General features: G+C 64.3%; 24 protein-coding genes. 18 read left to right on the top strand and 6 right to left on the bottom strand.

Translation table 11 applies throughout. The features are described from left to right. Positions 1–72: 72 nt before the first annotated feature. The 3 genes from AB7Z56_RS15140 to AB7Z56_RS15130 are packed head-to-tail and all read right to left on the bottom strand — an operon-like array spanning position 73 to position 3,765. Entirely contained in the window at positions 73–1,290 is a 1,218-nt protein-coding gene (locus AB7Z56_RS15140; RefSeq protein ID WP_084795064.1) for an urea ABC transporter substrate-binding protein, read from the bottom strand. Positions 1,291–1,348: 58 nt separating this feature from the next. Then, on the bottom strand, positions 1,349–2,347 hold the full coding sequence (locus tag AB7Z56_RS15135) for an acetamidase/formamidase family protein (RefSeq protein WP_085404252.1): 999 nt from the start codon (positions 2,345–2,347) through the stop codon (positions 1,349–1,351). A gap of 17 nt (positions 2,348–2,364) precedes the next feature. Continuing rightward, entirely contained in the window at positions 2,365–3,765 is a 1,401-nt protein-coding gene (locus tag AB7Z56_RS15130) for an amidase (protein ID WP_085404251.1), read from the bottom strand. Between the two features lie 409 nt (positions 3,766–4,174). On the opposite strand from AB7Z56_RS15130, the gene AB7Z56_RS15125 reads away from it, so the two are divergent. Both AB7Z56_RS15125 and AB7Z56_RS15120 read left to right on the top strand, forming a co-directional pair. Continuing rightward, complete coding sequence (locus AB7Z56_RS15125; protein WP_063982316.1) at positions 4,175–5,350, top strand: transporter substrate-binding domain-containing protein; 1,176 nt, start codon at positions 4,175–4,177, stop codon at positions 5,348–5,350. Beyond that, on the top strand, positions 5,347–5,934 hold the full coding sequence (locus tag AB7Z56_RS15120) for an ANTAR domain-containing response regulator (protein WP_085404250.1): 588 nt from the start codon (positions 5,347–5,349) through the stop codon (positions 5,932–5,934). Before AB7Z56_RS15125 ends, AB7Z56_RS15120 begins: the two co-directional genes overlap by 4 nt. Before the next feature lie 232 nt (positions 5,935–6,166). Here AB7Z56_RS15120 and AB7Z56_RS15115 read toward each other — a convergent pair whose 3' ends face one another. Beyond that, positions 6,167–6,901: an IclR family transcriptional regulator gene (locus AB7Z56_RS15115; protein ID WP_085404249.1), complete on the bottom strand. Its 735-nt coding sequence runs from the start codon at positions 6,899–6,901 to the stop codon at positions 6,167–6,169. Positions 6,902–6,991: 90 nt separating this feature from the next. On the opposite strand from AB7Z56_RS15115, the gene AB7Z56_RS15110 reads away from it, so the two are divergent. The 10 genes from AB7Z56_RS15110 to AB7Z56_RS15065 all read left to right on the top strand — a co-directional run bounded on the left by AB7Z56_RS15110 (position 6,992) and on the right by AB7Z56_RS15065 (position 16,467). Continuing rightward, positions 6,992–7,672 (top strand): RraA family protein, encoded by a 681-nt coding sequence (locus tag AB7Z56_RS15110; RefSeq protein WP_085404248.1) that lies wholly within the window; start codon positions 6,992–6,994, stop codon positions 7,670–7,672. Positions 7,673–7,674: 2 nt separating this feature from the next. Beyond that, positions 7,675–8,937 (top strand): 3-isopropylmalate dehydratase large subunit, encoded by a 1,263-nt coding sequence (locus tag AB7Z56_RS15105; protein ID WP_085404247.1) that lies wholly within the window; start codon positions 7,675–7,677, stop codon positions 8,935–8,937. Continuing rightward, positions 8,934–9,431 carry a LeuD/DmdB family oxidoreductase small subunit gene (locus AB7Z56_RS15100; RefSeq protein ID WP_085404246.1) on the top strand — a complete coding sequence of 166 codons (498 nt, stop codon included), beginning with the start codon at positions 8,934–8,936 and terminating at the stop codon, positions 9,429–9,431. The genes AB7Z56_RS15105 and AB7Z56_RS15100 overlap by 4 nt, the downstream gene beginning before the upstream one ends. Next, positions 9,428–10,606, top strand: coding sequence for a pyridoxal-phosphate-dependent aminotransferase family protein (locus tag AB7Z56_RS15095; RefSeq protein ID WP_441256353.1), 1,179 nt, complete (start codon positions 9,428–9,430; stop codon positions 10,604–10,606). The genes AB7Z56_RS15100 and AB7Z56_RS15095 overlap by 4 nt, the downstream gene beginning before the upstream one ends. A gap of 31 nt (positions 10,607–10,637) precedes the next feature. Next, a complete protein-coding gene (locus tag AB7Z56_RS15090) occupies positions 10,638–11,645 on the top strand; it encodes an extracellular solute-binding protein (protein WP_085404245.1) in 1,008 nt (335 codons plus the stop codon). A 4-nt stretch (positions 11,646–11,649) separates the two neighbouring features. Then, positions 11,650–12,711 (top strand): ABC transporter ATP-binding protein, encoded by a 1,062-nt coding sequence (locus AB7Z56_RS15085; protein ID WP_085404244.1) that lies wholly within the window; start codon positions 11,650–11,652, stop codon positions 12,709–12,711. After that, positions 12,708–14,345, top strand: coding sequence for an ABC transporter permease (locus tag AB7Z56_RS15080; protein ID WP_354124545.1), 1,638 nt, complete (start codon positions 12,708–12,710; stop codon positions 14,343–14,345). Before AB7Z56_RS15085 ends, AB7Z56_RS15080 begins: the two co-directional genes overlap by 4 nt. A gap of 17 nt (positions 14,346–14,362) precedes the next feature. Beyond that, on the top strand, positions 14,363–15,418 hold the full coding sequence (locus AB7Z56_RS15075) for a threonine aldolase family protein (protein ID WP_085404242.1): 1,056 nt from the start codon (positions 14,363–14,365) through the stop codon (positions 15,416–15,418). A 382-nt stretch (positions 15,419–15,800) separates the two neighbouring features. Beyond that, a complete protein-coding gene (locus AB7Z56_RS15070) occupies positions 15,801–16,031 on the top strand; it encodes a hypothetical protein (RefSeq protein WP_014494050.1) in 231 nt (76 codons plus the stop codon). A gap of 37 nt (positions 16,032–16,068) precedes the next feature. Continuing rightward, positions 16,069–16,467, top strand: coding sequence for a hypothetical protein (locus AB7Z56_RS15065; RefSeq protein ID WP_085404367.1), 399 nt, complete (start codon positions 16,069–16,071; stop codon positions 16,465–16,467). A gap of 150 nt (positions 16,468–16,617) precedes the next feature. Here the strand turns inward: AB7Z56_RS15065 and AB7Z56_RS15060 are convergent, their stop codons facing one another. After that, on the bottom strand, positions 16,618–17,175 hold the full coding sequence (locus AB7Z56_RS15060) for an SET domain-containing protein (RefSeq protein WP_071912271.1): 558 nt from the start codon (positions 17,173–17,175) through the stop codon (positions 16,618–16,620). 160 nt (positions 17,176–17,335) lie between these two features. Between AB7Z56_RS15060 and AB7Z56_RS15055 the strand changes: the two genes are divergently transcribed. Then, positions 17,336–17,941, top strand: a complete 606-nt coding sequence (locus tag AB7Z56_RS15055; RefSeq protein ID WP_354124546.1) for a hypothetical protein — start codon at positions 17,336–17,338, stop codon at positions 17,939–17,941. A gap of 21 nt (positions 17,942–17,962) precedes the next feature. Here the strand turns inward: AB7Z56_RS15055 and AB7Z56_RS15050 are convergent, their stop codons facing one another. Next, positions 17,963–18,697 (bottom strand): TetR/AcrR family transcriptional regulator, encoded by a 735-nt coding sequence (locus AB7Z56_RS15050; RefSeq protein WP_354124547.1) that lies wholly within the window; start codon positions 18,695–18,697, stop codon positions 17,963–17,965. Positions 18,698–18,803: 106 nt separating this feature from the next. Here AB7Z56_RS15050 and AB7Z56_RS15045 point away from each other — a divergent pair, with 106 nt between their 5' ends. From AB7Z56_RS15045 to AB7Z56_RS15025, 5 genes are all read left to right on the top strand, one after another. Further along, complete coding sequence (locus AB7Z56_RS15045) at positions 18,804–20,201, top strand: carotenoid oxygenase family protein (RefSeq protein ID WP_354124548.1); 1,398 nt, start codon at positions 18,804–18,806, stop codon at positions 20,199–20,201. 79 nt (positions 20,202–20,280) lie between these two features. Continuing rightward, positions 20,281–20,544: a hypothetical protein gene (locus tag AB7Z56_RS15040; protein WP_085404238.1), complete on the top strand. Its 264-nt coding sequence runs from the start codon at positions 20,281–20,283 to the stop codon at positions 20,542–20,544. 76 nt (positions 20,545–20,620) lie between these two features. After that, the gene (locus AB7Z56_RS15035) at positions 20,621–21,196 is read left to right on the top strand and encodes a hypothetical protein (protein WP_085404237.1); all 576 of its coding nucleotides are present in this window, start codon (positions 20,621–20,623) and stop codon (positions 21,194–21,196) included. Between the two features lie 14 nt (positions 21,197–21,210). Further along, a complete protein-coding gene (locus AB7Z56_RS15030) occupies positions 21,211–21,762 on the top strand; it encodes an inner membrane-spanning protein YciB (RefSeq protein WP_085404236.1) in 552 nt (183 codons plus the stop codon). Between the two features lie 108 nt (positions 21,763–21,870). After that, complete coding sequence (locus AB7Z56_RS15025; RefSeq protein ID WP_071912259.1) at positions 21,871–22,167, top strand: hypothetical protein; 297 nt, start codon at positions 21,871–21,873, stop codon at positions 22,165–22,167. The last annotated feature ends 12 nt before the right edge of the window (positions 22,168–22,179 follow it).

The following is a 22,179-nucleotide window of genomic DNA, read 5'->3' as shown; positions in this document are numbered from 1 at the left end:
CGCATCGTTGCGGCGCCGGCCTTGTCCAAGAGCACAACTCTCAATACGAGCAAAATCCGTGCCCGTCAGGCGTCACGATTTCTTCGGGAGATGGCTCGGCGTGTACTGGTCCTTGTCGTTCTTCTTGGTGAGATCGCAACCGATTTCGCCAAGCCAGTACGGCTGGATCGTCCCATAGTCCTTCTCGACCTTCACCTCATGCTTCGGCCCGACCGAGATCAGGCGCATGCGGTGCGAGGTGTGCTGGCTCTTCGGATCGATGCACACCTTGCCTTCGGGAGCGTCGATGCATGCATCGCCGGTCGCGATGACCTTGCGCATGTCGTCGAGCTTGATCGACTTCGCCTTCTCGACCAGCGCCTTGTACATGTAGAGCGCATTATAGGCATTGTAGCCCATGTCGTTGATGTAGAGCTCGTCAGGGAATTTCGCGTGCCAGCGCTTCTTGAACTCGGTAGCCTCTGGCGTGTCGATCTCCTCGAACCAATTCGCAGTCGCATGCATGTTGTTAAGCGCCGGCGGCTTGAACCGCTTGTGCTCGAAGCCGAGCATCACCTTGATCGACGATCCCATCGGCAGATTGAGGTTGGCCGCAGCCGCCTGCTCGAAGAATGAATCCTGGGCAGCGCCGACATTGATCGTGAGCAACCAATCCGGCTTCGCCTTCTGGATGTTCTGGATGGTCTGCGCGAACTGCGACACGCCGAGCGGAATGAACTCCTCGCCGACGACCTCGCCGCCGAGATCCTTCATGATCTTGCGGTTCCACTCCGCGGAAATCTGACCGAAATTGTAATCGGCGGCGATGACATAGACCTTCTTGCCGAACTTCTCGACCATCCATGGAATCAGCGTCGAGAATTGCTGCTCCGGCACCGCGCCCATGCTGATCATGCTGGCGTCGCAGACACCGCCTTCATACTGGTTGGTGTAGAAGTACGGTGTCGAGGTGCGATCGACGATGGGACGCAGCGCCTCGCGCGAGGCCGAGGTGATGCCGCCGATCAGCACGTCGACCTTGTCGCGGTTGAGCAATCGACGGCCGAACTCCTGATAGCGCGCGTTGTCGCCCTGCGGATCGAGGTGAATCAACTCGATCTGCCGACCAAGGATACCGCCGCTCTTGTTGATCTCTTCGACGGCCAGCTGCGAGCCGTGCAGCTTCGGCATGCCCATGAAGGCGAGATCGCCCGACACGTCCTCGAGCAGACCCACCTTCAACGGTGGTTCCGCGGCCCGAGCAACGGTCATTGCCGCTGCGGTACCGAGCATGGCGCCGAGCAAAACCATCCCTAACTTGCGTCCCGAACTCATCGTGATATCCCCTGTTTCTGAAAGCGACTGGATGTCATGGCTTGAGGTAATTCTTCAGGATCGATGCTCCCATCGTGTATTTAGGGTCGACCATGTTGCCGAGGCGCATCCGCCCGGCTTGGCTGAGCAGCATGTAGGCGTCGATCTCGTCGAAGCCGTAGTCGGCCGCCATCCAGCGCACGAGCTCGCGATAGGCGATACGCGCCGCGTCCTCGAGCGGACGCGCGCTGCCGATCGTCATGATGAAGTCCTTGGTCTCGAGCCGCGGCCAGGCAAAGCTCCAGTTCTTGATCAGGTCGACCTGCAGCGTGACGGTCGCGCGCTGCTCGAGCGCCACGCCGGAGAGCTCACCGTCGCCTTGCGTCGCATGGCAGTCGCCGACGTAGAGCATCCCGCCGTCGGTATGCACCGGGAAGTAGATGATCGCGCCAGGCGCGACGTCGGGCAGATCCATGTTGCCGCCGTGGTAGTCAGGCTGCAGCGACGAGATCGCCTCGATCTCCGGCGAGACGCCGATGGTGCCGATGAACGGCTCGTAGGGCAGCGTGATCTTGTCGTTCCAGCGTATGCCGTTCCTGTCGACATGCAGCTTCTTCACGCGCTCCGGCAGGGGCGGATTGAGCAGCGCCGTCGAGCTTGTTCCGACCAACCCGCCGAATTCCGGAATGATGCAGGTCGTACCGGCCGGCTGTTCACCCCGCGTCTCGACGTCGCGGATGTAGATCGCGAGGCAATCGCCCTTCTTGGCGCCCTTGACGGCGATCGGCCCGCATTGCGGGTTGAGATAGGGAAAGTTCAGTTTGGCGGTGGGGCTGTCGCTCTCGCTGGTGAGCACACCGCCGAACGCATCCTCCGTCTCGACAACCACCACTCCGCCGGGGTCGATCGACAGGGTCGGCTTTGCATAGGGACCGTAGACGTAGTGGAAGCCGCCCTGCTCTTCGATCGTCAGGCTATGCGTCGCCCCGGTCGCGCCTTTGGCGACCGCACGCTTGGCCATGATGGAATTCTTCACCCAGTCTTCTGCAGACATACGAATGGCTCCTCAACTCAGATCCCGGGATGACGCTTGTGCCAGTCGGTGACGCGCTGGAACGCATCGCCCGCGCGAACGAGGCCGGCCTCATCGAAATGACGACCGACGAACTGGAAGCCAACCGGACCGCCATTCGCGGCGAAGCCGCCGGGTAGCGTCACGGTCGGGCTTCCCGTCATGTCGAACGGGCATGTGAAGCGAAGCAATCCTGCGATCAGCGATGCGTCCTCGCCGAGCGACGCCATCTTGGCGAGCGTGGGCGCGGCGAACGCCTGGGCCGGCACTGCGAGGAGATCGACCGATTCGAACAGAAGGCGGACGGCGCCACGAAACGCTTCGCGCCGGAGCACGATCTTCTGATAGTCCATGCCGGACTGCTGCCGACCGAGATCGAGCAGGCCAGCGAGTGCCGGGCCGTACTCGTCCTTGCGCGCGGGATAGGTGTCCTCGTGCGCGACGGCGACCTCGATGCCGCACAGCGGGAACCAGTCATCGATGACCGCCTTGGGATCGGGGAACGCGATCTCCTTGATCTTCGCGCCGAGATCGGCCGCTACACGCAGACCCTCGGTCAACACCTTGGCCGCATCGCCATCGGTGCCTTCGCTGGTCCAGCGCCGGTCGACGCCGATCGTCACGCCGCGAAGGTCGCCGGACAAACTGGCGAGATAGTCAGGTACGGGCAGCGGAACCGACGTCGTGTCCTTGGGGTCCTGACCCGCGATCACGCCGAGGATGGCGCCGCAATCGACCGCGCTCCTTGCCATCGGGCCGATATGATCCAGCGTCGCCGCAAGCTCGAATGCGCCGTAGCGGCTGACGCGCCCCCAGGTCGGCTTGAGCCCGGTGACGCCGTTAGCCGCGGACGGAAAGCGGATTGATCCGCCCGTATCGGTGCCGAGCGAGCCGAAGCAGAGGCCCGCCGCAGTAGCGACGCCGGAGCCGCTCGAGGATGCGCCGGGCCAGAGATCCGCGTTCCACGGGTTCTTCGGTGGGTCGATCTTCGGGTGATGATCGGCGTACGCGCCCTCGGTTTGCTGCAGCTTGCCGAGGATGATGGCGCCGGCATCCTTCAACCGCGCAACTACCGTTGCATCCTCGGTGGGACGGAAATCTCGATGAATGGTCATGCCATGGGCCGCCGGCGCGCCCTTGGCCCAGCAGAGATCCTTGACCGCCACTGGCACACCATGCAGCGGCCCCTTGATCTTGCCGGAAGCGATCTCCTTCTCGGCCGTGGCAGCGTCCGCGAGCGCCGAGTCAGCCATCACATAAGCGAAACTCTTGAGCTTGCCGTCGAGCTTCTCGATCCGCCCGAGCATCGCTTTGGTCGCTTCGACCGGCGACAGCTCCTTCGCCTGGATCTTCCGCCCGACGTCGACGAGTCCGAGATAGTGGAGATCTGTTGCCGCCATCGTTCTTCTTCCTCACACTCGATGTGACGCGCGGTCGTCTCCGCGCATGCGTCACCGTTCTGGCGACGCGGACGCATCGCCAGCTTCCTTGGCGGCAAACGAAAAAAGCCACCCGTCCCTCCCGAATGAGGCGACGAATGGCTCAAATGCCGCGGCTATGATCTATCGCTTAGGGGCCGCAATCGAACGAAGCACTTAGTGCAAGGAGCTGGACGTCATCGGCCAGATCGGCGCACGCGAGGTTCGACAGGTAGCCCTGTAGGAGAAAAGTCTAAGTAACTGCCCATCGCATTGTCAACGATGCTCTCTGCCTAAATTTCGATAGTGCTGCGCAGCAAAACGGCAAGCCACTTGCACTGTCATCGCCGATGATGATTTCATCTTCGCGTTGCACTACCGAAAGTCGTCAATGACAAAACCGTCTGTTCCCGTTGGCATCATCTGCTCACAGTCCGGGCCATATCAGGCTATGGGCCGCGAGATCCTCAAGAGCGCGATGATGGCGGTCGACGAGATCAACAACCAGACGGAGTTCGGCTTCTCGATTGCCGCTCATATCCGCGATCCTCGCGGCATCATCTCCGAATACCATACGGTCTGCGACGATCTCATCCGCAATGTCGGCGTCGAGCACATCATCGGCTGCTACACGTCGGCGTCGCGCAAACAAGTTCTGCCGATCGTGGAGCGCACCGATCGCCTGCTCTGGTATCCTGCGCGCTACGAGGGCTTCGAGTGCTCCGACAACGTCATTTATGTCGGCGCCTCGCCCAATCACAACGTCCTGCCGCTCGTCCGGTACGTGCTCGACAATCTGTCACGGGAGATCTTCTGCGTCGGCTCCAATTACGTTTGGACATGGGAGACCAATCGCGTCACCCGGGAGTTGGTCAGCGCGGCAGACGGCCACATCCTGGCCGAACGGCTGCTCGAACTCGGCGAAAGCGCCGTTGGGCACATCGTCGACGAGATCGTCCGCCGCAAGCCGCCGATCGTCTTCAACACGTTGGTCGGAAGCTCGAGCTACGACTTCATTCGCGCCTTCCACGCCGGCACCAAGGCCGCCGGGCTCGAGATTCCGATGCTGAGCTGCAGCCTGTGCGAACCGGAACTGTCGATCGTCGGACCGGCGTCGGCCGGCTGCATCACGTCATCGGCCTATTTCGAGAGCATCCGCCTGCCGGAGAACCGCGCATTCGTTGCACGCTGGAAGGCGCGCTATGGCGACGACAGCAGCCCCTCGGTCGACGGGCAGTCCGCCTATGTCGCCGTCTATCTGCTGGCGCGCGCGTTGCAGCGCGCTGGCACATCGAACATCGCCGAGGTGCGGCGCGCCGCGGCCGGCCATCGCTACAATTCGCCGCAAGGACCGGTCTGGATCGACGGCGGCAACAATCATTGCGTCCTTACACCGCGGCTTGCCGTTTCCAATCCGCGAGGACAGTTTGATATCTTCTGGGAAGCCGACGCGCCTGTTAAGCCTGATCCTTACCTGACGCAGCTCGACGTTGCCGTCAGCCCTTCGAGGGAGACCTCGGCGGGCGGCGCATTGCCGAATGCGCCGCATTTGCGGGTTGTAAAATGAGCAGACCGTCTTCATTTTCGCTGCGCGGGCGTAAGGCAATCGTCGCCATCAAGGACGAACGCGACGCAACCATCGTGCGACGCCAGTTCGAGCGTCTTGGGGTCGACAGCATCGCGTGGGAGCCGACAGAGGCGATCGACTTCGCGCCGGATCTGGCGTTGATCGATGACGAGTTCCTGCCTTTGACGCAACCGGCACGACGCGCGTTCCTGGGACGCTGCCCGGTCATCGCCCTGCTCGGCACCGAAACGCCAAGCCGGCTGAAGCTAGTGTTCGAGCTCGATCCAGCCTCGTTCCTGGTCAAGCCGTTGCGTTCGGCCGGCATCTACGCGGCGCTCGTCATGGCAATCGAGCGAAGCGAACGCACCAGCGAATTGAAGCAGCAGGTGCTCAAGCTCGAGCAGCGTCTTCGGTCGCGTCGCGTCGTGCTCGCCGCCGTTCTCCAGGTGATGCACTCGCACGCGCTCGCAGAACCAGCCGCCTTTGCGCTGATCCGCAAAGCCGCCATGGAACAACGCAAGACGATCGAAGAACTTTCGGCGGAGATTACCGCCAAGGGCATGCTCCCGCGCGCAACCGGCTAGCTCACTTCCATACGTGTGTATTCCTCACCGCACTTCGCCTGACCTACCGGCAATGGTGGGGCGTAGGCTGATCTACGCCGAATGGCTCAAGTTTCGCGAGGACATCGTGACCGGATTCAGAGTTGCGGAGGCGAGCTTGGAGTCCAGCGTCTACAGTCTGTACAAGACCTGAGCGGAGTCTATTCACGAGCTTGCCGGTCGAAAATAGTGCCCTGCCCCGAACGGGGCGGCGTCAGGGAGAGCCTGTTTCGGCCGATGGCAGACTGATGATCCGCGGCGCGCCGACCTCGCGGCGCAATGGCGCGCCGAGCACAAGTGAGAGCCGATACGAAGCGTCGGTGAGCCGGGACGCCAGCGCCTGGAGGTCGGCCTGACGGATGCGTTCGATTGGGCCGCTCACGGTCATGGCGCCCACCAGCGCTCCGTCGTGGCCGAAAACGGCGGTGGAGAGGGAGGCCGTCACAGCGTCGTAGATTCCGGAACTGACGAAGACCTGCACGCCGCCATCCGTGCGGTCTGCCCAGCGCGCCGTCCGCAGCACTTGTCCCGTCGAGGTCAAATCGAGTGGCGCGAGGTTTGTGGGCCGCGCGACGTCGCGCACGAGCTGCGGCGAATCCACCCGAAACAGACAGAGCCGGCTATCGCGTTCACGCACGTGGAACGCACTGCTCTCCAACGTCTCCTGGCTTAGCCGCTGAAGGACCGGCAGCACATGCTGTTCGAGATTGAAATTGGCCCGATAGGTGGTGCCGAGCTGGAATGTCTTTGCGCCGAGCGCGTAGCGGCCGTCGCTGAGGCGGACGACGTAGCCGGCTTCATCCAGCGACACCAGCGAGCGCATCACGGTCGGTTTCGCCAAGCCCGTGATCTTGGCGATGTCGGCCAGGCTGCGCGACCCGGCTCCAGCGAAGGTATCCAGGATCGCCAACGCCCGTTGCACGGCGGCGACCCCTTGCGTCTTGGGCATCGAAAATCCCTGTCCTGCCGATTTTCGGTTGACCTCGGCTCGTCACCGTTACACTATGCGTAACGCCGTTCCATTTTCAATGGGGTTGATATGGCCGTAGGGTTCAGGATCCTTTCCCGCAAGCGTGTTGTCGCAAGCGAATGGGTCGAACGGGCTCGCGCCCTTCCGGTCGCCAACATCAGCGATGTGATGTCGCGCATGGCCGCTGGCGGCGCCACGCTCCGGCCGATGCATGCGGCTGGCGGCATGGCCGGTCCCGCTTTGACCGTGAAGACGCGCCCCGGCGACAATCTGATGGTCCACAAAGCGCTCGACATCGCGGTTGCCGGCGACGTCATCGTGGTCGATGCGGGCGGCGACCTCAGCAACGCAATCTTCGGCGAGATGATGCTCGCGCAGGCCGCCCGGCGCGGCGTCGCCGGCATCGTTATCCATGGCGCGATCCGCGATGCCGCTGCGATCCGGGCAAACCCCCTTCCCGTTTTCGCGGCGGGTGTCACCCATCGCGGTCCGTACAAAGACGGTCCGGGCGAGATCAACGGACCGATCGCGATCGGCGGCATGGTCATCCAGTCCGGCGATTTGGTGCTGGGCGACGACGACGGCGTGCTAGCCGTCGCCATCGACGATTGCCGAGCGGTGATCGAGGCAGCCGAAGCCAAGCAGTCTGCCGAGACCAAGCAAATGGCGGCGATCGAAGCCGGTACGCTCGATCGTAGCTGGGTCGACGCCTCGCTCCGACGTCTCGGCTGCGAGATGCCAGAGGTCTAGCGATGGCCGGGCGTACGATCTCCGAGAAGATCCTCGCTCGAAAATCCGGGCAGGATGCGCACGCCGGGGACCTCGTGGTCTGCGAGGTCGATTGCGCGCTCGGCACCGACGGTTCGGTCCCGATGGCGCTCGACTATTTCAAGGCGATGGGCGGAGAGAACGTGCGCGATGCCGCCCGATTGGTCTTTGCGCTCGACCATTACGTGCCGCCGACAAGCCCGCAGACGATCGAGCTGCACCGCGTGATGCGGGACTTCGCCAGGCGGTTCAGCGTCACGCTGCATGAAGCCGGTGAAGGAATCGGTCACCAGCTCATCGTGGAGACGGGCCGCGCTCTGCCGGGTGGTCTGGTCGTCGGAGCCGACAGCCATGCCGTGACATACGGGGCACTGAATTGCTTTGCGACCGGGATCGGCTCGTCCGATCTCGCCGCGGTCATGCTGTGTGGCCGGATCTGGCTGCGCGTGCCGGATTCGATCCGCGTCGTCCTGACCGGACAACTGCCGAGCGGCGTCTATGCGAAGGATATCGCACTGGCCCTCGCGGGCATGCTCGGCGCTGACGGTGCCGCCTATCAGGCACTCGAATTCGCGGGACCGGGTGTCGCCACCCTCGCGCTGGAGGACCGCCTCGTCCTGAGCAATCTCGCGGTCGAGATGGGCGCGAAGACCGGCATCTTCCCGGCCGATGCTGAAACCGTCGCCTATCTGCAGGGCCGCACCGGCCAGGCTTTCGAACCGGTCGCAGCGGATCCGGATGCGCACTACAGCCGGACCGTGGAGATCGCGCTCGACGCCCTCACGCCGCGGATCGCGCTGCCGCATCTGGTGGATCAGGTCGTGGCGCTCGAGGATGCGGCCGGCACGCCGGTACAGATGGTCTATCTCGGCACCTGCACGGGCGGCAGGTTACGCGACTTCCATCAAGCCCTCGCCGTGCTCGAGGCGGGTGGAGGCGTTGCACCCGGCGTGCAGCTCGTGGTCACGCCGGCATCGCGCGAGGTCCGCGACGCCATGGCGGCCGATGGCACGCTCGACGCCCTGGTCGGCTTCGGCGCCACCGTGGTCGAGCCGGGCTGCGGCTCCTGCTGCGGGACCTGCGGGGTGATCCCCGGCGACGGGGTTTCGGTGATCTCGACCGCCAACCGCAACTTCAAAGGCCGCATGGGCAACGCCAAGGCATCGATCTATCTCGCCTCCCCGGCAGCTTGCGCAGCCGCCGCGACCCGCGGTGTCGTGACCGATCCTCGCGAGGTGTCGCGATGACAGCCCTGCGAGGACGCGCGCGACTTGTCGGCGACGACGTCAACACCGACTCCATCATCAGCTCGACCCGCAAGCGGGAGAGCCTCGACCCCGCCGTTCTCAGGCAATTCCTGTTCGAGCATGTCGATCCGACCTTTGCAGCTTCTGTGCAACCCGGAGACATCCTGGTGGCGGGCAAGAATTTCGGTTGCGGCTCGGCGATGGAGGTTGCCGTCACGACCGTGCTCGGGGCCGGCATTCCGGCGGTGATGGCGCGAAGCTTCTCGCGCACCTACTACCGCAACGCGATCAACAACGGCCTGCTGCCGCTTGTCTGCGAAACCGGCGGGATTCGCGAGGGCGACATCCTGATCTCCGACGGCACCGGCGCGATCCGCAACGAACGCAGCGGCGAGACGCTCAGCCCGGAGCCGCTGCCGCCGATTATGCTGGCGATCCTGCGCGCGGGCGGCCTCGTTCCCTACATGCGTCAAAACGGTGACTTCAAGCTATGACGACCACAGACACTCCGAGCGCCATTGCTTCGACGGGATACCGTCTTCGGCTTCCCGGTCCAACCGAAGTGCCCGAGCGGGTGCGGCAGGCGATGGCTCGGGTGATGGTCAACCATCGCGGACCCGAATGCCGGACTGCAATCGGCGAGGCGGAGGAGATGATCCGCCCGATTTTAGGCACGACGAACCGCATCCTGTTCTTTGCGAGCTCCGGAACCGGCGTTATGGAGGCTGCGCTCGTCAACGTGGCCGGACCGGGCCATCGGATCCTCGTAGTCGAGCATGGTCAGTTCGGTGAGCGTTTCACCACGATCGCCAAGGCCATGAACATCACCGTCGACACGGTCGCGATCGAATGGGGCCAGGCGATCGATGTCGCCGCGGTGGAAGCCCGATTGCGCGAGCACGCCTATCGCGCCGTCGTCGTCGTGCACAATGAGAGCTCGACCGGGATCGTGGCCGATCTCGCGGCGCTCGGCGCACTGGTGCGCGACCGGCCAACGCTGCTCATCGCAGACTCCGTCAGCGGTCTCGGCGGCATCGCGATGCGGCAGGACGAATGGGGCGTCGACATCGTTGTCTCGGCCTCGCAAAAGGCCTTGATGTGCCCACCCGGCCTCGCACTTGCCAGCGTCAGCGCCAAGGCGTGGCGCGTGATCGGGCAGGACCAGCAGCGATCGGCCTTCTATTGGGATTTCCGTCGCGCGCTGAAATCCGCAGAGCAGAACGAGACCGCGTTCACGGCACCGGTGAGCCTCATCTATGGCCTGCGTGAGGCCTTGACGATGATGCACGAGGAAGGCTTCGCCAATGTGCTCGCGCGCCACAAGAAGCTCTCCGCCGCGTTGCGCGCCGGCGGCGCGGCGCTCGGACTCGCAGATTTTTGCCGCGATGAGCCACGCTCGAACACGGTCGTGGTTTTCAAGGTCCCCGACGGGCTCGAAGGCGGAGCCATCGTGCGGCAGCTCTACCAGGATCACCGCACGGTGATCGCAGGCGCCCGCAACCGTCTCTCCGGCCGTGTCATCCGGTTTGGCACGATGGGTGCTTTGAGCGCGGGGACCATTCTGACCGACCTTCTGCATCTCGAGGACGCACTCACGAAGTTCGGCCTGCCGATCGAACCCGGCGCCGGGCTCAAGGCGGCCACCGAGTACCTCGCCGCAACCGCATGAGCAATCGCTGAACCCACGAGGGCGAACCACGATGAGATCTCCTGCCTCCATCCTCGCCCGAGTCGTGACGCTCGCGGCATCGCTGTTCGCGGCCGAGCTGGCCTCGGCCCAGCAGAACGTCGTGCTCTATTCGGCCAACGACGACACCGTGAACAAGCTTGTAGCCGAAGGCTTCGCCAAGGCGACCGGAATCAAGGTCGACGTGGTCTCGACCGGATCAGGTGTGCTGGTGCGCCGCGTCGCGTCCGAGGCCGCCAATCCGCAGGGCGACGTGATCTGGGGCGTCAGTGCGACGCTGCTGCGGCTGGCGAGCCCGCACCTTCAGGCTTACGCGGCGAAGGGCCGCGAAGCCGTGCCGGCGCAATTTCGCGATCCAAACGACCTTTGGCTGGGCACCAACATCCAGGTCGTTGTGATCGGCCAGAACACCAAGGCGATCGACAAGGCCAGCGGACCCAAAGCCTGGGCAGACCTCCTCGATCCGAAATGGAAAGGCAAGCTCGCCTTTACCGACCCTGCCAATTCCGGATTCTCATATGCGGCCGCGACCACGCTTCTCTCGCTGTGGGGCGCGGACGACGCAGCCTGGACCAAGATGGACGGGCTGCTTGCGAATGCGAAGGTGCTCAACCGCTCGACCCAGGTCTTCGACGGGATCGGCAGCGGCGAATATCCGCTTGGCATCACGCTCGAATATGCCGGCTTCCTGTGGGCCCATAACGGTGCGCCGGTGAGCGTCGCCTATCCGGCCGAGGGCACCTATGCGGGCGTCGAAGGCGCGGCCATCCTGAAAGGCGGACCGAACCCCGAGCCTGCCAAACGGCTGGTCGACTATCTGGCCAGCAAGGAAGTCCAGGAGATGTTGCTGAAGGCGACGTTCCGGCGCCCTGCCCGTCAGGATATCGAGCTCGAGGCAGTCGCACCGGGGATGCTGCCGTTTGCGGCGGTCAAGGTGCTGCCCTATGACGACACCAAATGGGAAGCGGCCCGTCGCGACACCCTCGCGCGGCTGAAGACCACGATCCAGAACACGCGCTGATCCGATGACCGCGATCCGGATTGAAAACCTGACCCGTACCTTCGGCGCGGTGCGGGCCGTGGACGACATCTCGCTCGACATCAAGCATGGCGAGCTGTTCACGCTGCTTGGGCCGTCAGGCTGCGGGAAGACGACGTTGCTGCGCATGATCGCAGGCTTCGTCGACGTCGAATCCGGCTCCATTTCCTTCGACGAGCGGCGCATCGATGCTCTGCCCGCGCATCGCCGCGACACCGGCATGGTGTTTCAGAACTACGCGATCTTCCCGAACCACACCGTCGCCGAAAACGTGGCCTACGGGCTGAAGGCCAGGAAGGTTCCGGCTGCCGAGATCGCATCGCGCGTCGACAAGGCGCTCGAGCGGGTGCGCCTTGCAGGTTACGGTCCGCGGTCACCACACCAGCTCTCCGGCGGTCAGCTGCAACGCGTGGCAATCGCCCGCGCACTCGTGATCGAGCCCGCCGTGCTCCTGTTCGACGAGCCGCTGTCCAACCTCGACGCGCAGTTGCGCACCGAAATGCGGATCGAGGTCCGGCAGCTGCAGCAGGCGCTCGGCCTGACTGCGATCTACGTGACGCATGATCAGGAGGAGGCACTCGCCATCTCCGACCGCATCGCCGTCTTGCGTCACGGCAAGATCGAGCAAGTGGACACGCCGGAGCGCATCTATCGGATGCCGCAGACTGCCTTCGTCGCCGAATTCCTCGGCTCGACCAATATGGTGCCGGGCATCGCGGGAGCTTTCGACGGCCGTAACACTCCTGTCGCAGCAGCCGGAACGGAATTCACGGTCAGAGGCGAGGTCGCAGCGCCGGGCGCGCCGGTGTTGCTGTCGGTCAGGCCGGAGGCCCTGCAGCTGCGAGACGGTTCCGGTGGCTCGCTTGTGCATGCGCGTCTGGCGCTGCGTGAATTTCTCGGCCCGGTACAACGCCTCCACGCAACCCTGCCCGACGGCACCCAGATTCGGATTGCGGCGCTCGGCGGCCAGGCGCTCGATCTCTTGCCCGGCGCGCCGCTCACCCTTGCCTACGACCCTGCCCAGATCACGGCGTATCCGGCGCCATGAAACGCTTTGCCACCATCGTGACGCTGGCGGCGCTGGTGCTGCTCGCGGTGTTTCTGCTCTACCCGCTGGCGCTCGTCCTGGATGCAAGCTTTCGGATCGACGGCACGGGCGGCCTGACACTTGGGAACTATGCGGCGATTGTGAAGAGCCGCTACTACCTCGGCAGCATCGGCAACAGTCTGCTCTGCGCCGCGCTCGCGACGGCCTTCGCATGCGCGATCGGCATCCCGCTCGCCTTCTGTCTTGCCCGGATCGACATACCGGGCCGCGCGCTGCTGCTGACGCTTGCGTCCTTGCCGCTGGTCCTGCCCTCGTTCGTCAGCGCCTACGCCCTTGTGCTGCTGTTCGGCCATGCTGGCGTCGTCACCACCGCTCTGCGCGGGATCGGCATCCCGATCGGATCGATCTACGGCGTGCCCGGCATCGTCATCGTGTTCACGTTGACGCTCTATCCATACGTCGTCATGCCCGTGCTGGCCGGATTCCAGGCAATCGACGCCTCGATGGAGGAGGCAGCCCGCAATCTCGGCGGCTCACGGCCCTATGTGATCCGCACCGTGCTGCTGCCCATCGTGATGCCGGCGATCCTTGCCGGCGGACTATTGGTGTTCATTGAGGCACTGGAGAATTTCGGCGTGCCAGCGGTGCTGGCTGAGGACCGGCCGTTCCTGGCCGTCGACATCTTCAAGCTGTTCGCCGGCGAATCTGATGCCAACCCGGCCGCGGCGGGCGCACTCAGCGTGCTCCTGATCGCCTGCACGGCGATCGCGCTGCTCGTTCAGCGGCACTACCTCGGCAAGCGCCGGTTTTCGACCAATGCCCGCAGCGCGCCCGCGAAGCTGCCTTTGACGCCGGGACTGCGGCTCACGGCCACGATCGTGAGTTGGGGCATTGTGATTGCCTCGCTGCTGCCGTTCGCGGCCGTGTTGATGATCTCCCTCCTGCGCTTTCGCGGCCCTGTCCTGACCTGGGAGTTCGGATTGGGCAATTACGCCACCCTATTGTCGGGCTCCTATCGGCCGCTGCTCAACACGCTGACGCTCGCCAGCATCGCGGCCGTCGTCACCATGCTGATCGGCGCTCCGATCGGCTATGTCGTGGCCCGGCACCGCTCGCGCCTGTCGGGATTGCTAGATTTCGTCGGCATGGTACCGTTTGCGGTCTCGGGCACGATCCTGGCGATCGGGCTCATCATCGCGTTCAACAGCGGTCCCTTGATTCTGACCGGCGGCTGGCTGATCCTGGTCATCGCCTATGTCGTCCGCAAGCTCCCCTTCGCGATCCGGTCGTCCTCGGCGATCGTGCACCAGCTCGATCCTTCGCTCGAGGAAGCCTCGATCAATCTCGGGGTCTCGCCAAGCAAAACCTTCGCGACCCTGACCGTGCCGTTGATGGCCAGCGGCCTTGTCGGCGGGCTGGTACTGGTCTGGATCACCGCGGCATCCGAGTTGAGCGCGACCATTGTGCTCTATGCGAGCGGCTGGGTCACCACGACCGTCGTGATGTACCATGCCATCGAGGGCACCGGCGCGGGTCTGGCGGCCGCCGCGGCCGCGGTGCTTATCCTCGTCACCGCAATCCCGTTGCTCCTGATCAACCGGCGCATCAACAAGCAGGAATCAACCGTGATATGACGGCAGGACAGGACGGTATGAACGAAGCAGCCCCGACGCTCCCGAATTTCCGCAGCGACAATGTCGCGCCGGTCTGCCCCGAGATTCTGCGAGCGATCGCCGAGGCCAATCGCGGCCCGGCCGCCGCCTATGGGGACGACGATTATTCGAGATTGTTGAATGCGCGCTTCTCGGAGCTGTTCGAGACCGCGGTCACCGTGTTCCCGGTCTCGACCGGTACGGCGGCCAACGCCTTGTCACTCGCGAGCTGCGCGCGGCCCTATGGCGCCATCTATTGTCACGAAGAGGCGCATATCCACACCGCGGAAGGCGGCGCGACCGAAGCCTTCACAGGCGGCGCGAAGCTCGTCGCCATGTCCGGCCGAAACTTTCGGATCGAGCCGTCGAGCCTGCGCCAGGCGCTGGGCCAGGCGGCCTGGGGAGTCCGCAATCGCTCCCAGCCCGATGCGGTGTCGATCACTCAGGCCAGCGAATATGGAACGATCTATCCCCTCGCCGAGATCGCCGAAATCGGAGCAATCGCCCACGACAGGAATCTGTCGCTGCACATGGATGGCGCCCGGTTCGCCAACGCGCTGGCGCGGCTCGATTGCAGCCCGGCCGACATGACATGGCGCGCCGGCGTCGACATCCTGTCCTTCGGGGCGACCAAGAACGGGGTGATGTCGGCGGATGCGATCGTGGTGTTCGACCAGGATCTCGTCGAATCCCTGTCCTATCGGCTTCGCCGCGCCGGCCAGACCTCGTCGAAGATGCGCTTTGCGTCTGCACAGCTGCTCGCCTACGTCGAGGATCGCCTTTATCTGCGGCTCGCGGCGAAGGCCAATGCCGTGGCCGCGCGTCTTGGAGCGGGTCTCGCCGCGCTGCCCGACGTTCAGCTCATTGCGCCAGTGGAAGCCAATCTGGTTTTCATCAACCTGCCCGCTTTGGCCATCAACCGTCTTGCAGCGAGCGGGCTGCAATTCGCGCGACGGGGCCAGGACGTAATCCGATTCGTGGCTCGCTTTGACAGCACCGAACAGGAAGCCGACGAGGTCATCGCGCTTGTCGATCGCGCGGTGTCGAGACGTTGATAGTGAGCTGCTTCTTGCATGCACGGAACGGATTGTAACTATCACCTTCGAGGTCGGCGTAGTCGCAGACTTGCTCACCAATACTGTGGACTCGGTCACGGGTCTCCAACCTGCCTTCAGCCTGCATCGCCCGAAAGAAGGCAAGCACATCAGGGCGCCTGATGTCTTGCCGGTAGAGCCTGTCGGAACGCTTCTTCAAATAACCGGCCCATCTTTCCAGTAGAGCGATGGTCTCGGGACTGCGCACGGTGACCAGCCTGAGCGCACCTCGCGAACAGCATCGAACACCTTAGGACTGTCGCGAACGGGCGCATTTTTTACCCGCGAGGTAATCGAATTGGTCCCCGCCACGGCGCATCTTCGGTCGCGACAGGAGATGACCATGATCGCGCTGCTGCTCTACCGGACCATCGCAGACCACCTTGTTCCCTGGGCCGTGACGCTCGCGACCCGCATGCTGGCACGCAGCCTCAACATGCCCGAGCCCCTGGTGCATTCGACCGGCCACTATGTCGTCGCGCAGGTCACAGCCTTCGAGCACGGCGTCGGCAAGAGCCTCTGCCCGTTCCGCCTCGCCCGCCTGCTCCGCGCCTGGTGGCGCGGACGGCACTGAATTCACCCCAAAGCCCAACCCAACCATGGAGACCACGATGATCGACGCATCCACCTTCCTGCGCCGCGCGCTTCTCGCCGACGCCATCTTCAGCGGCGTCGCCGCCGTCGGCTTCACCTTCGGCGCCGGCGCGTTCGCATCGCTGTTCAACTTGCCTGAAGCGCTGCTGCGCGAGACCGGCCTGTTCCTGATCGCCTACACCGCGCTGGTCGGCTGGCTTGCCTCGCGTGCCTCCGCGCCGAGGCCGCTCGTGCTGCTGGTCGTGGTCGGCAACGCGGCCTGGACGGTCGGCAGCATCGCGCTGCTGTTCTCGGGCGCGGTGTCGCCGAACATCGGCGGCGAGCTCATGGTCGTCGCGCAGGCGATTGCGACCGGCGTGTTTGCCGAGCTGCAATATGTGGGATTGCGGAAGAGCGGGAATGTGGTGGCGGCGTGAGGTTCGGCTCGACCACTCGCAGTCGTCGCCCGGCCTGGCCGGGCGACGCAGTATTCCAGAGACAGTAGACGTATGCGGACGGGCTGCGGCGTACTGGATGCCCCGGTCAAGGCCGGGGCATGACAGCGGAGCTGGGGGCTCGACCTCGTGCTATGCCCGCGCGCGACCGTTCTTCTTGCCAACGGCATGGCCGTTGAGCTTCTTCTTGCCGGCCTTCGCGCCCGCCTTCTTGGCCTTGGCTTCCGTGCGCGCCTTCACCTTGGTGCGTTCAGCGCGGGCCTCGGCACGCAACTTCTTGCGCTTGGCCTCGCAGGAAGGGCATTTGCAGCCGATCGGCTTCAGATAGGCTTTGAAGTAGTCGGTGCCGTAATCGTAGTTGATCTCGTCGCCCGGCTCGATGTTCCTGATGGCGCGGATGAAGACCTTGCGCTCGCGCGGCCGGACGTCGGACTCGGCGTTGGGCCGGCAGGAATGGTTGATGTAGCGGGCGAGGTTCTTGCGCACCGAACCGTCGATGGTCCAGCGGTTGTTGAGCTCGAACAGATATTTGTTCTCGATTTCGTCGTGCGCGGGAATTCTGGAGTCCAGGATCGGTCCGAAATAACGGATGATCCGGGTCCCCTTCTTGATCGGCATGGTGGCGAAGAGGCCAAGTCCGGTCTTGGAACGGCCGACGCGATAGGATTTGCTGGAAGCGATGGCTGGCATGATCGAATGAGATGTCGCGGACGAAGCGCGGTAAGCGCAGCGGAAGGCGCCCTTCTAGAACGATTCCGCGCCGCTGTCAGGTACATCCCGCCTCTGTTTGAACCTTGCCCACAGTGAAGACGTCTGATGGAGGGAGTTCCCTCTGTATCAAGGCGTCGTCATGAGGCGTATCGCGTTCCTTTGTCTGACCGTGCTGCTGACTTGCCTGAGCGCGGGTCACGTCGCCGCCCAATCCATGGGCAGCACCTATTCCTCCACATTGCCAAAAGACTGCCGCCAGATCGGCAAGCCCAGCGAGCTCGACGGCAGCACCACGCGGGCCTGCCCGGGAAAAGACGGCCTGATCGTGCTGATCGCCGAGGATGATCTGCGCGAAATCGTCTCGGTCGGCCGCAACCGCAAGGCCGCAGCGGAGGAACCGGCGGCAAAGGTCTGGTTCGCGCCATTCAATTCGTCGGAGGCCACCGTCGAATGGCGTAGCGCGGGCACCAAGCCGATTGCCATGATCCAGCGCTGGCACATCGCCGATGGCACCGATCCCGACAAGCAGGGACGGCCGAACACCAAGGCCATGCTCGTCGTGACGCGGCTGCCGCCGGGGCCGGTCTGCCACGTCGCCTATGTCGATGCCATCGCCAACCCCACCGCCAATGAGCTCGCGCGCAAGGCGGCGGACGATTTCGCCCGCAGCTTCACTTGCGGCAAGGACGAGGTGAAGATTGTCGGCACGCGTGGACGTGCGGTCGAACTCGCGACGATGCGCTAGGGCAGCGCCCGCCCGAAGGCGCTATGCCGGCAGCTTCGCCGTGATGGGCGCCGTCAGCATCGCCTCGAGCAACTGTTCGGTCGTCGTCCCTTCGGGCAGCCGCCCCAGAATGTCCTCGAGACGGCCGTCGAGCAGCAGCATGGTGAAGCCGTGCACCATCGACCAGGCGCGCGCGATCGCGGCGCCCTGGTTCAGCGTCAGTGCGTCGCCACTGATCTGCTCCTGCCGCATCATGCCGATGGCATTGGCAAGGCCGGCGAAGGAGGCTTCGGCCGCCTCGTGCAGCGAGGGCCTGGAATAGTCCAGCCGCTCGGTGCGGAACATGATGCCGTACATGCCGGGATGGGCCTGCGCATAGGCGACATAGGCCTTCGGCCGCGCCAGCGCGCGCTCCAGTGGCGTGGTGGCGGCGTCGCAGGACGAGGCCATCGCCGCGTTGAACTGGCGGAAGCCGACGGCCGCGAGCTCGCTGAGCAGGCCGGTGAGATCGCCGAAATGATGGGTCGGCGCGGCATGCGAGACGCCCGCCTCGCGCGCCACTGCGCGCAAGGTCAGGCCGGACAGCCCGTCGCGCTCCAGCACCCGTTCGGCGGCCTGGAGCAGCGCCTCGCGCAGGGCGCCGTGATGATACGGCGTCTCCGTCTTCTCTACTGCCGGACGGCGTGTGGAACGCGCCTGCGCGCTCGCGGCCGTCGATGTCTTGCTCGGGGTACGCGGCTTGCGCGCTGTTTCGCTCTTGGTGTCGCTTTTGGCCATTTGCAAGCTATATGACGCAATATTGACAGTGTAAAGATTTCACTTGACGAATGCGGCGATCGGCATTATTCGATCTTTACGATGTAAAGATAGGGAGGGATACGTCGTGCAGCACGACGCCGTCACCGAGCGCCGCCATAACCTCGGTCCGATTCCATTCGAAGCCGATGCGCCATTCCTCAAAATCGTCGGGGAATTGCCGCGCGATCTGAATGGCGTGCTCTATCGCAACGGTCCCAATCCGCAGTTCGATGCGCCCGGTGCGCACTGGTTCGTCGGCGACGGCATGCTGCATGCCTTCCACCTCGAGAACGGCCGCGCCAGCTATCGCAACCGCTGGGTCCGCACGCCGAAATGGCTGGCCGAGCACGATGCCGGCCGCGCGCTGTTCGGCGGCTTCGGCCGCAAGCTGCCGGATGCGCCACAAAACCTCACCGACGGCGGCGTCGCCAACACCAACATCATCTTTCATGCCGGCAAGCTTTTGGCGCTGGAAGAAGCGCATCTGCCGACCGAGATCGAGCCGGGCACGCTGGCGACGCGCGGTTATCACAATTATCAGGGTCGCGTCGCCGGCAGCTTCACGGCGCATCCGAAGGTCGACCCGATCACCGGCGAGCTCGTGTTCTTCGGCTACAACGCCGCGGGTCCGCTGACGCCCGCCCTCTCCTACGGATCGATCGACGCCTCCGGCAAGGCGACGCGCTTCGAACGTTTCGAGGCGCCCTACGCCAGCATGGTGCACGACTTCATCGTCACCGAGAACCATGCGCTGTTTCCGATCCTGCCGATCACCGGCAGCATGGAGCGCGCGATGAGCGGACGGCCGCCCTATGCCTGGGAGCCGGACAAGGGCGCCTATGTCGGCGTGATGAAGCGCAACGGCACGGCGAAGGACATCGTCTGGTTCCGCGGTGAAGCCTGCTACGTCTTCCACATCATGAATGCGTGGGAGGACGGCAACCGCATCATCGCCGACGTCATGCAGTTCGAGGAAGCGCCGCTGTTTCCGCATCCCGATGGCCGGCCGACTGATCCGGAGAAATCACGCGCCCGCCATTGCCGCTGGACATTCGATCTCTCAGGGAAGACCGACCGCTTCCAGCAGACCTATCTCGACGATCTCACCGGCGAATTCCCCCGCATCGACGACCGCCGCGCGGGATTGAAAAGCCGTCACGGCTGGTACGCCTGCGCCAATCCGCGGCTGCCGATGTTCGGCGCGCTGTCGGGCGTCGTCCATGTCGACGGCAACGGCAGACGGCTCGGTCATTATCTGCTGCCGGCCGGCGATACCATCTCAGAGCCGGTGTTCGTCGAACGCGCGACGGATGCAGCGGAAGGCGACGGCTGGCTGCTGGCGGTGGTCTGGCGCGCGCGGGAGAACCGCAGCGACCTCGCCGTGTTCAACGCCACCGATGTCGAAGCCGGCCCCGTCGCGCTGGTGCAGCTCGGCCACCGCGTGCCCGACGGCTTTCACGGCAATTGGGTGGGCGCGCAGTAACTCTCGCCTCGTCATTCCGGGGCGCGACGACGTCGCGAGCCCCGGAATGACATCGCGGATGTCACCAAAGAGGCCTCGCATGCACATGCCCTCGATCACCGCAGATTGCCTTGCCGTCCTCGCCCTGGCCTGCGGCGCGCTCGCACTCCGGATGATCCGGCTGCGACGGAGCGGCCATGTCATCTTCAACGGCGGCATCTTGCTCTCGGTCGGCCTCCTGCTCGCCGCCGCGCTGCCGATCCTGTCACGCCTGCCCTGGGCGGAATTCGCCGACGAGGCATCCGACCAAGCCATTGCTGCCCTTCACTTTTTGGAAGTCACCTACGTTATTTTGACACTGTAAAGATTTCGCTTGACCCAGCACCGCTCCTGATTTATTGATCTTTACATCGTAAAGATTAGCCAGACCGAGGCGGCTCATGGCGATTTTCCTGATCCTCGCGCCCTACGGCGCCTACACCTTCCTGATGCTGGTGACGTCGGCCACGATCAGCGTGTTTGCCGCGTCTGCGATCTGCCTCGCCACCATCACGGTCGATGTCGCGCGCGGCCGCTCCGTGAAGATCCTGGCGATGGGCTCGGCGATCGTATTCGCCGCAATCGGCCTCTACCTCGCGCTGATCGACCCGAAGCTCGGCACGCTGGGCGTCAAGCTGTCGGTCGATATCGGCATCTTCGTCATCTCGCTCGGCTCGATGCTGGTCCGCCACCCGTTCACGCTGCAATATGCGGTTGAAACGGTCCCGGCCGAGACGGCGGCGATGCCCGGCTTCCTCACCGCCAACTACGTCATCACCGGCGCCTGGACCGCCGCCGCGCTGTTGATGATGGCCGCCAACATCGCGCTGCTCTACGTCCCCGGCCTGCCGCTCTGGTCGGGCCTTGCGGTCGCCTTCGCCGCCCGCAACAGCGCGATCTACTTCACAAAATGGTATCCCGAGTATCGCCAGATCAAATATGCTGCGCCCGCCGCCGCGCTGCCCCACCCCCATTGAAGACAGGACAGACGATGAAAGACGTATTCCGCCGGCTCGTCTCTGATTTCCTCTCCACCATCGTCTTCCTGGTAATCTATCTCGTGACCGACAACGTCATCCTCGCGACCGCAGTCGCGATCCTTGGCGCCATCGGCCAGGTGGTCTGGTCGCGGGTCAAGGGCCAGACGCTGGGCTACATGACCTGGGCGAGCCTCGGCCTCGTCATCGTGCTCGGTGGCGCAACGCTGCTCACCCACGATCCGCGCTTCGTGCTGGCGAAGCCCGCGATCGGGCATGTCGCGATCGGCATCATCATGCTCAAGCGCGGCTGGATGCTGCGCTATCTGCCGGCGATCGTGACCGAGACCATTCCGGAATACGTTACCGTCGCGGGCTACGCCTGGGCCGCGCTGATGTTTGCGCTCGCCGCGGGGACCGTTGCGGTTGCCATGACCGGCGACATGAAGCTGTGGGCCTTCTATATTTCGGTGGTCCTGATCGGCGCGAAGATCGTTGCGTTCGCGATCCAGTACGTGGCCTTCCGCCTGCTCATCGGCAGCCGTATTCGCGCAGCCCGCGCTTAAGGGCGCGTCAAAGAGAGCGTTAGGCACGTCCCCCGAGTTAGGCTATAGGCGTCCCTGGCTCACCTTGCGGATTGTCGCGAGGTGCCGGGAACAAGTTGGGAGACACGAATGGCCGTGGACGGCAACTGGACTCTGACCATGACGACGCCCATGGGCGAGCGCAAGGCCACGCTGACCTTGCTGAACTCCGGCGGCACACTGACCGGAACGCAGGGCGCCGACGGCAATTCGGCCGAGATCTTCGACGGCACCATCAGCGGCGACGCCGTCAACTGGAAAGTCTCGATCACCAATCCGATGCCGTTGACGCTCGAGTTCATCGGAACGGTCTCTGGCGACAGCATGAGCGGCGAGATGGGCATCGGCCCGATGGGCAGCTTTCCGTTCACGGGCGCGCGCGCGTAGGCACGTTGCGAA

It is taken from the genome of Bradyrhizobium sp. 482_C4_N1_8, from assembly GCF_052075965.1.
GTDB classification, from domain to species: Bacteria; Pseudomonadota; Alphaproteobacteria; order Rhizobiales; family Xanthobacteraceae; genus Bradyrhizobium; species Bradyrhizobium barranii.
The sequence above is the reverse complement of the archived record's forward strand: the minus strand, read 5'-3'. Positions and strand labels throughout refer to the sequence as shown.

Bases quoted from the DNA above. Each gene is read 5' to 3' on its own strand.
- AB7Z56_RS15140 (WP_084795064.1), bottom strand. From the start codon at position 1,290: ATGGTTTTGCTCGGCGCCATGCTCGGTACCGCAGCGGCAATGACCGTT.
- AB7Z56_RS15135 (WP_085404252.1), bottom strand. From the start codon at position 2,347: ATGTCTGCAGAAGACTGGGTGAAGAATTCCATCATGGCCAAGCGTGCG.
- AB7Z56_RS15130 (WP_085404251.1), bottom strand. From the start codon at position 3,765: ATGGCGGCAACAGATCTCCACTATCTCGGACTCGTCGACGTCGGGCGG.
- AB7Z56_RS15125 (WP_063982316.1), top strand. From the start codon at position 4,175: ATGACAAAACCGTCTGTTCCCGTTGGCATCATCTGCTCACAGTCCGGG.
- AB7Z56_RS15120 (WP_085404250.1), top strand. From the start codon at position 5,347: ATGAGCAGACCGTCTTCATTTTCGCTGCGCGGGCGTAAGGCAATCGTC.
- AB7Z56_RS15115 (WP_085404249.1), bottom strand. From the start codon at position 6,901: ATGCCCAAGACGCAAGGGGTCGCCGCCGTGCAACGGGCGTTGGCGATC.
- AB7Z56_RS15110 (WP_085404248.1), top strand. From the start codon at position 6,992: ATGGCCGTAGGGTTCAGGATCCTTTCCCGCAAGCGTGTTGTCGCAAGC.
- AB7Z56_RS15105 (WP_085404247.1), top strand. From the start codon at position 7,675: ATGGCCGGGCGTACGATCTCCGAGAAGATCCTCGCTCGAAAATCCGGG.
- AB7Z56_RS15100 (WP_085404246.1), top strand. From the start codon at position 8,934: ATGACAGCCCTGCGAGGACGCGCGCGACTTGTCGGCGACGACGTCAAC.
- AB7Z56_RS15095 (WP_441256353.1), top strand. From the start codon at position 9,428: ATGACGACCACAGACACTCCGAGCGCCATTGCTTCGACGGGATACCGT.
- AB7Z56_RS15090 (WP_085404245.1), top strand. From the start codon at position 10,638: ATGAGATCTCCTGCCTCCATCCTCGCCCGAGTCGTGACGCTCGCGGCA.
- AB7Z56_RS15085 (WP_085404244.1), top strand. From the start codon at position 11,650: ATGACCGCGATCCGGATTGAAAACCTGACCCGTACCTTCGGCGCGGTG.
- AB7Z56_RS15080 (WP_354124545.1), top strand. From the start codon at position 12,708: ATGAAACGCTTTGCCACCATCGTGACGCTGGCGGCGCTGGTGCTGCTC.
- AB7Z56_RS15075 (WP_085404242.1), top strand. From the start codon at position 14,363: ATGAACGAAGCAGCCCCGACGCTCCCGAATTTCCGCAGCGACAATGTC.
- AB7Z56_RS15070 (WP_014494050.1), top strand. From the start codon at position 15,801: ATGATCGCGCTGCTGCTCTACCGGACCATCGCAGACCACCTTGTTCCC.
- AB7Z56_RS15065 (WP_085404367.1), top strand. From the start codon at position 16,069: ATGATCGACGCATCCACCTTCCTGCGCCGCGCGCTTCTCGCCGACGCC.
- AB7Z56_RS15060 (WP_071912271.1), bottom strand. From the start codon at position 17,175: ATGCCAGCCATCGCTTCCAGCAAATCCTATCGCGTCGGCCGTTCCAAG.
- AB7Z56_RS15055 (WP_354124546.1), top strand. From the start codon at position 17,336: ATGAGGCGTATCGCGTTCCTTTGTCTGACCGTGCTGCTGACTTGCCTG.
- AB7Z56_RS15050 (WP_354124547.1), bottom strand. From the start codon at position 18,697: ATGGCCAAAAGCGACACCAAGAGCGAAACAGCGCGCAAGCCGCGTACC.
- AB7Z56_RS15040 (WP_085404238.1), top strand. From the start codon at position 20,281: ATGCACATGCCCTCGATCACCGCAGATTGCCTTGCCGTCCTCGCCCTG.
- AB7Z56_RS15035 (WP_085404237.1), top strand. From the start codon at position 20,621: ATGGCGATTTTCCTGATCCTCGCGCCCTACGGCGCCTACACCTTCCTG.
- AB7Z56_RS15030 (WP_085404236.1), top strand. From the start codon at position 21,211: ATGAAAGACGTATTCCGCCGGCTCGTCTCTGATTTCCTCTCCACCATC.
- AB7Z56_RS15025 (WP_071912259.1), top strand. From the start codon at position 21,871: ATGGCCGTGGACGGCAACTGGACTCTGACCATGACGACGCCCATGGGC.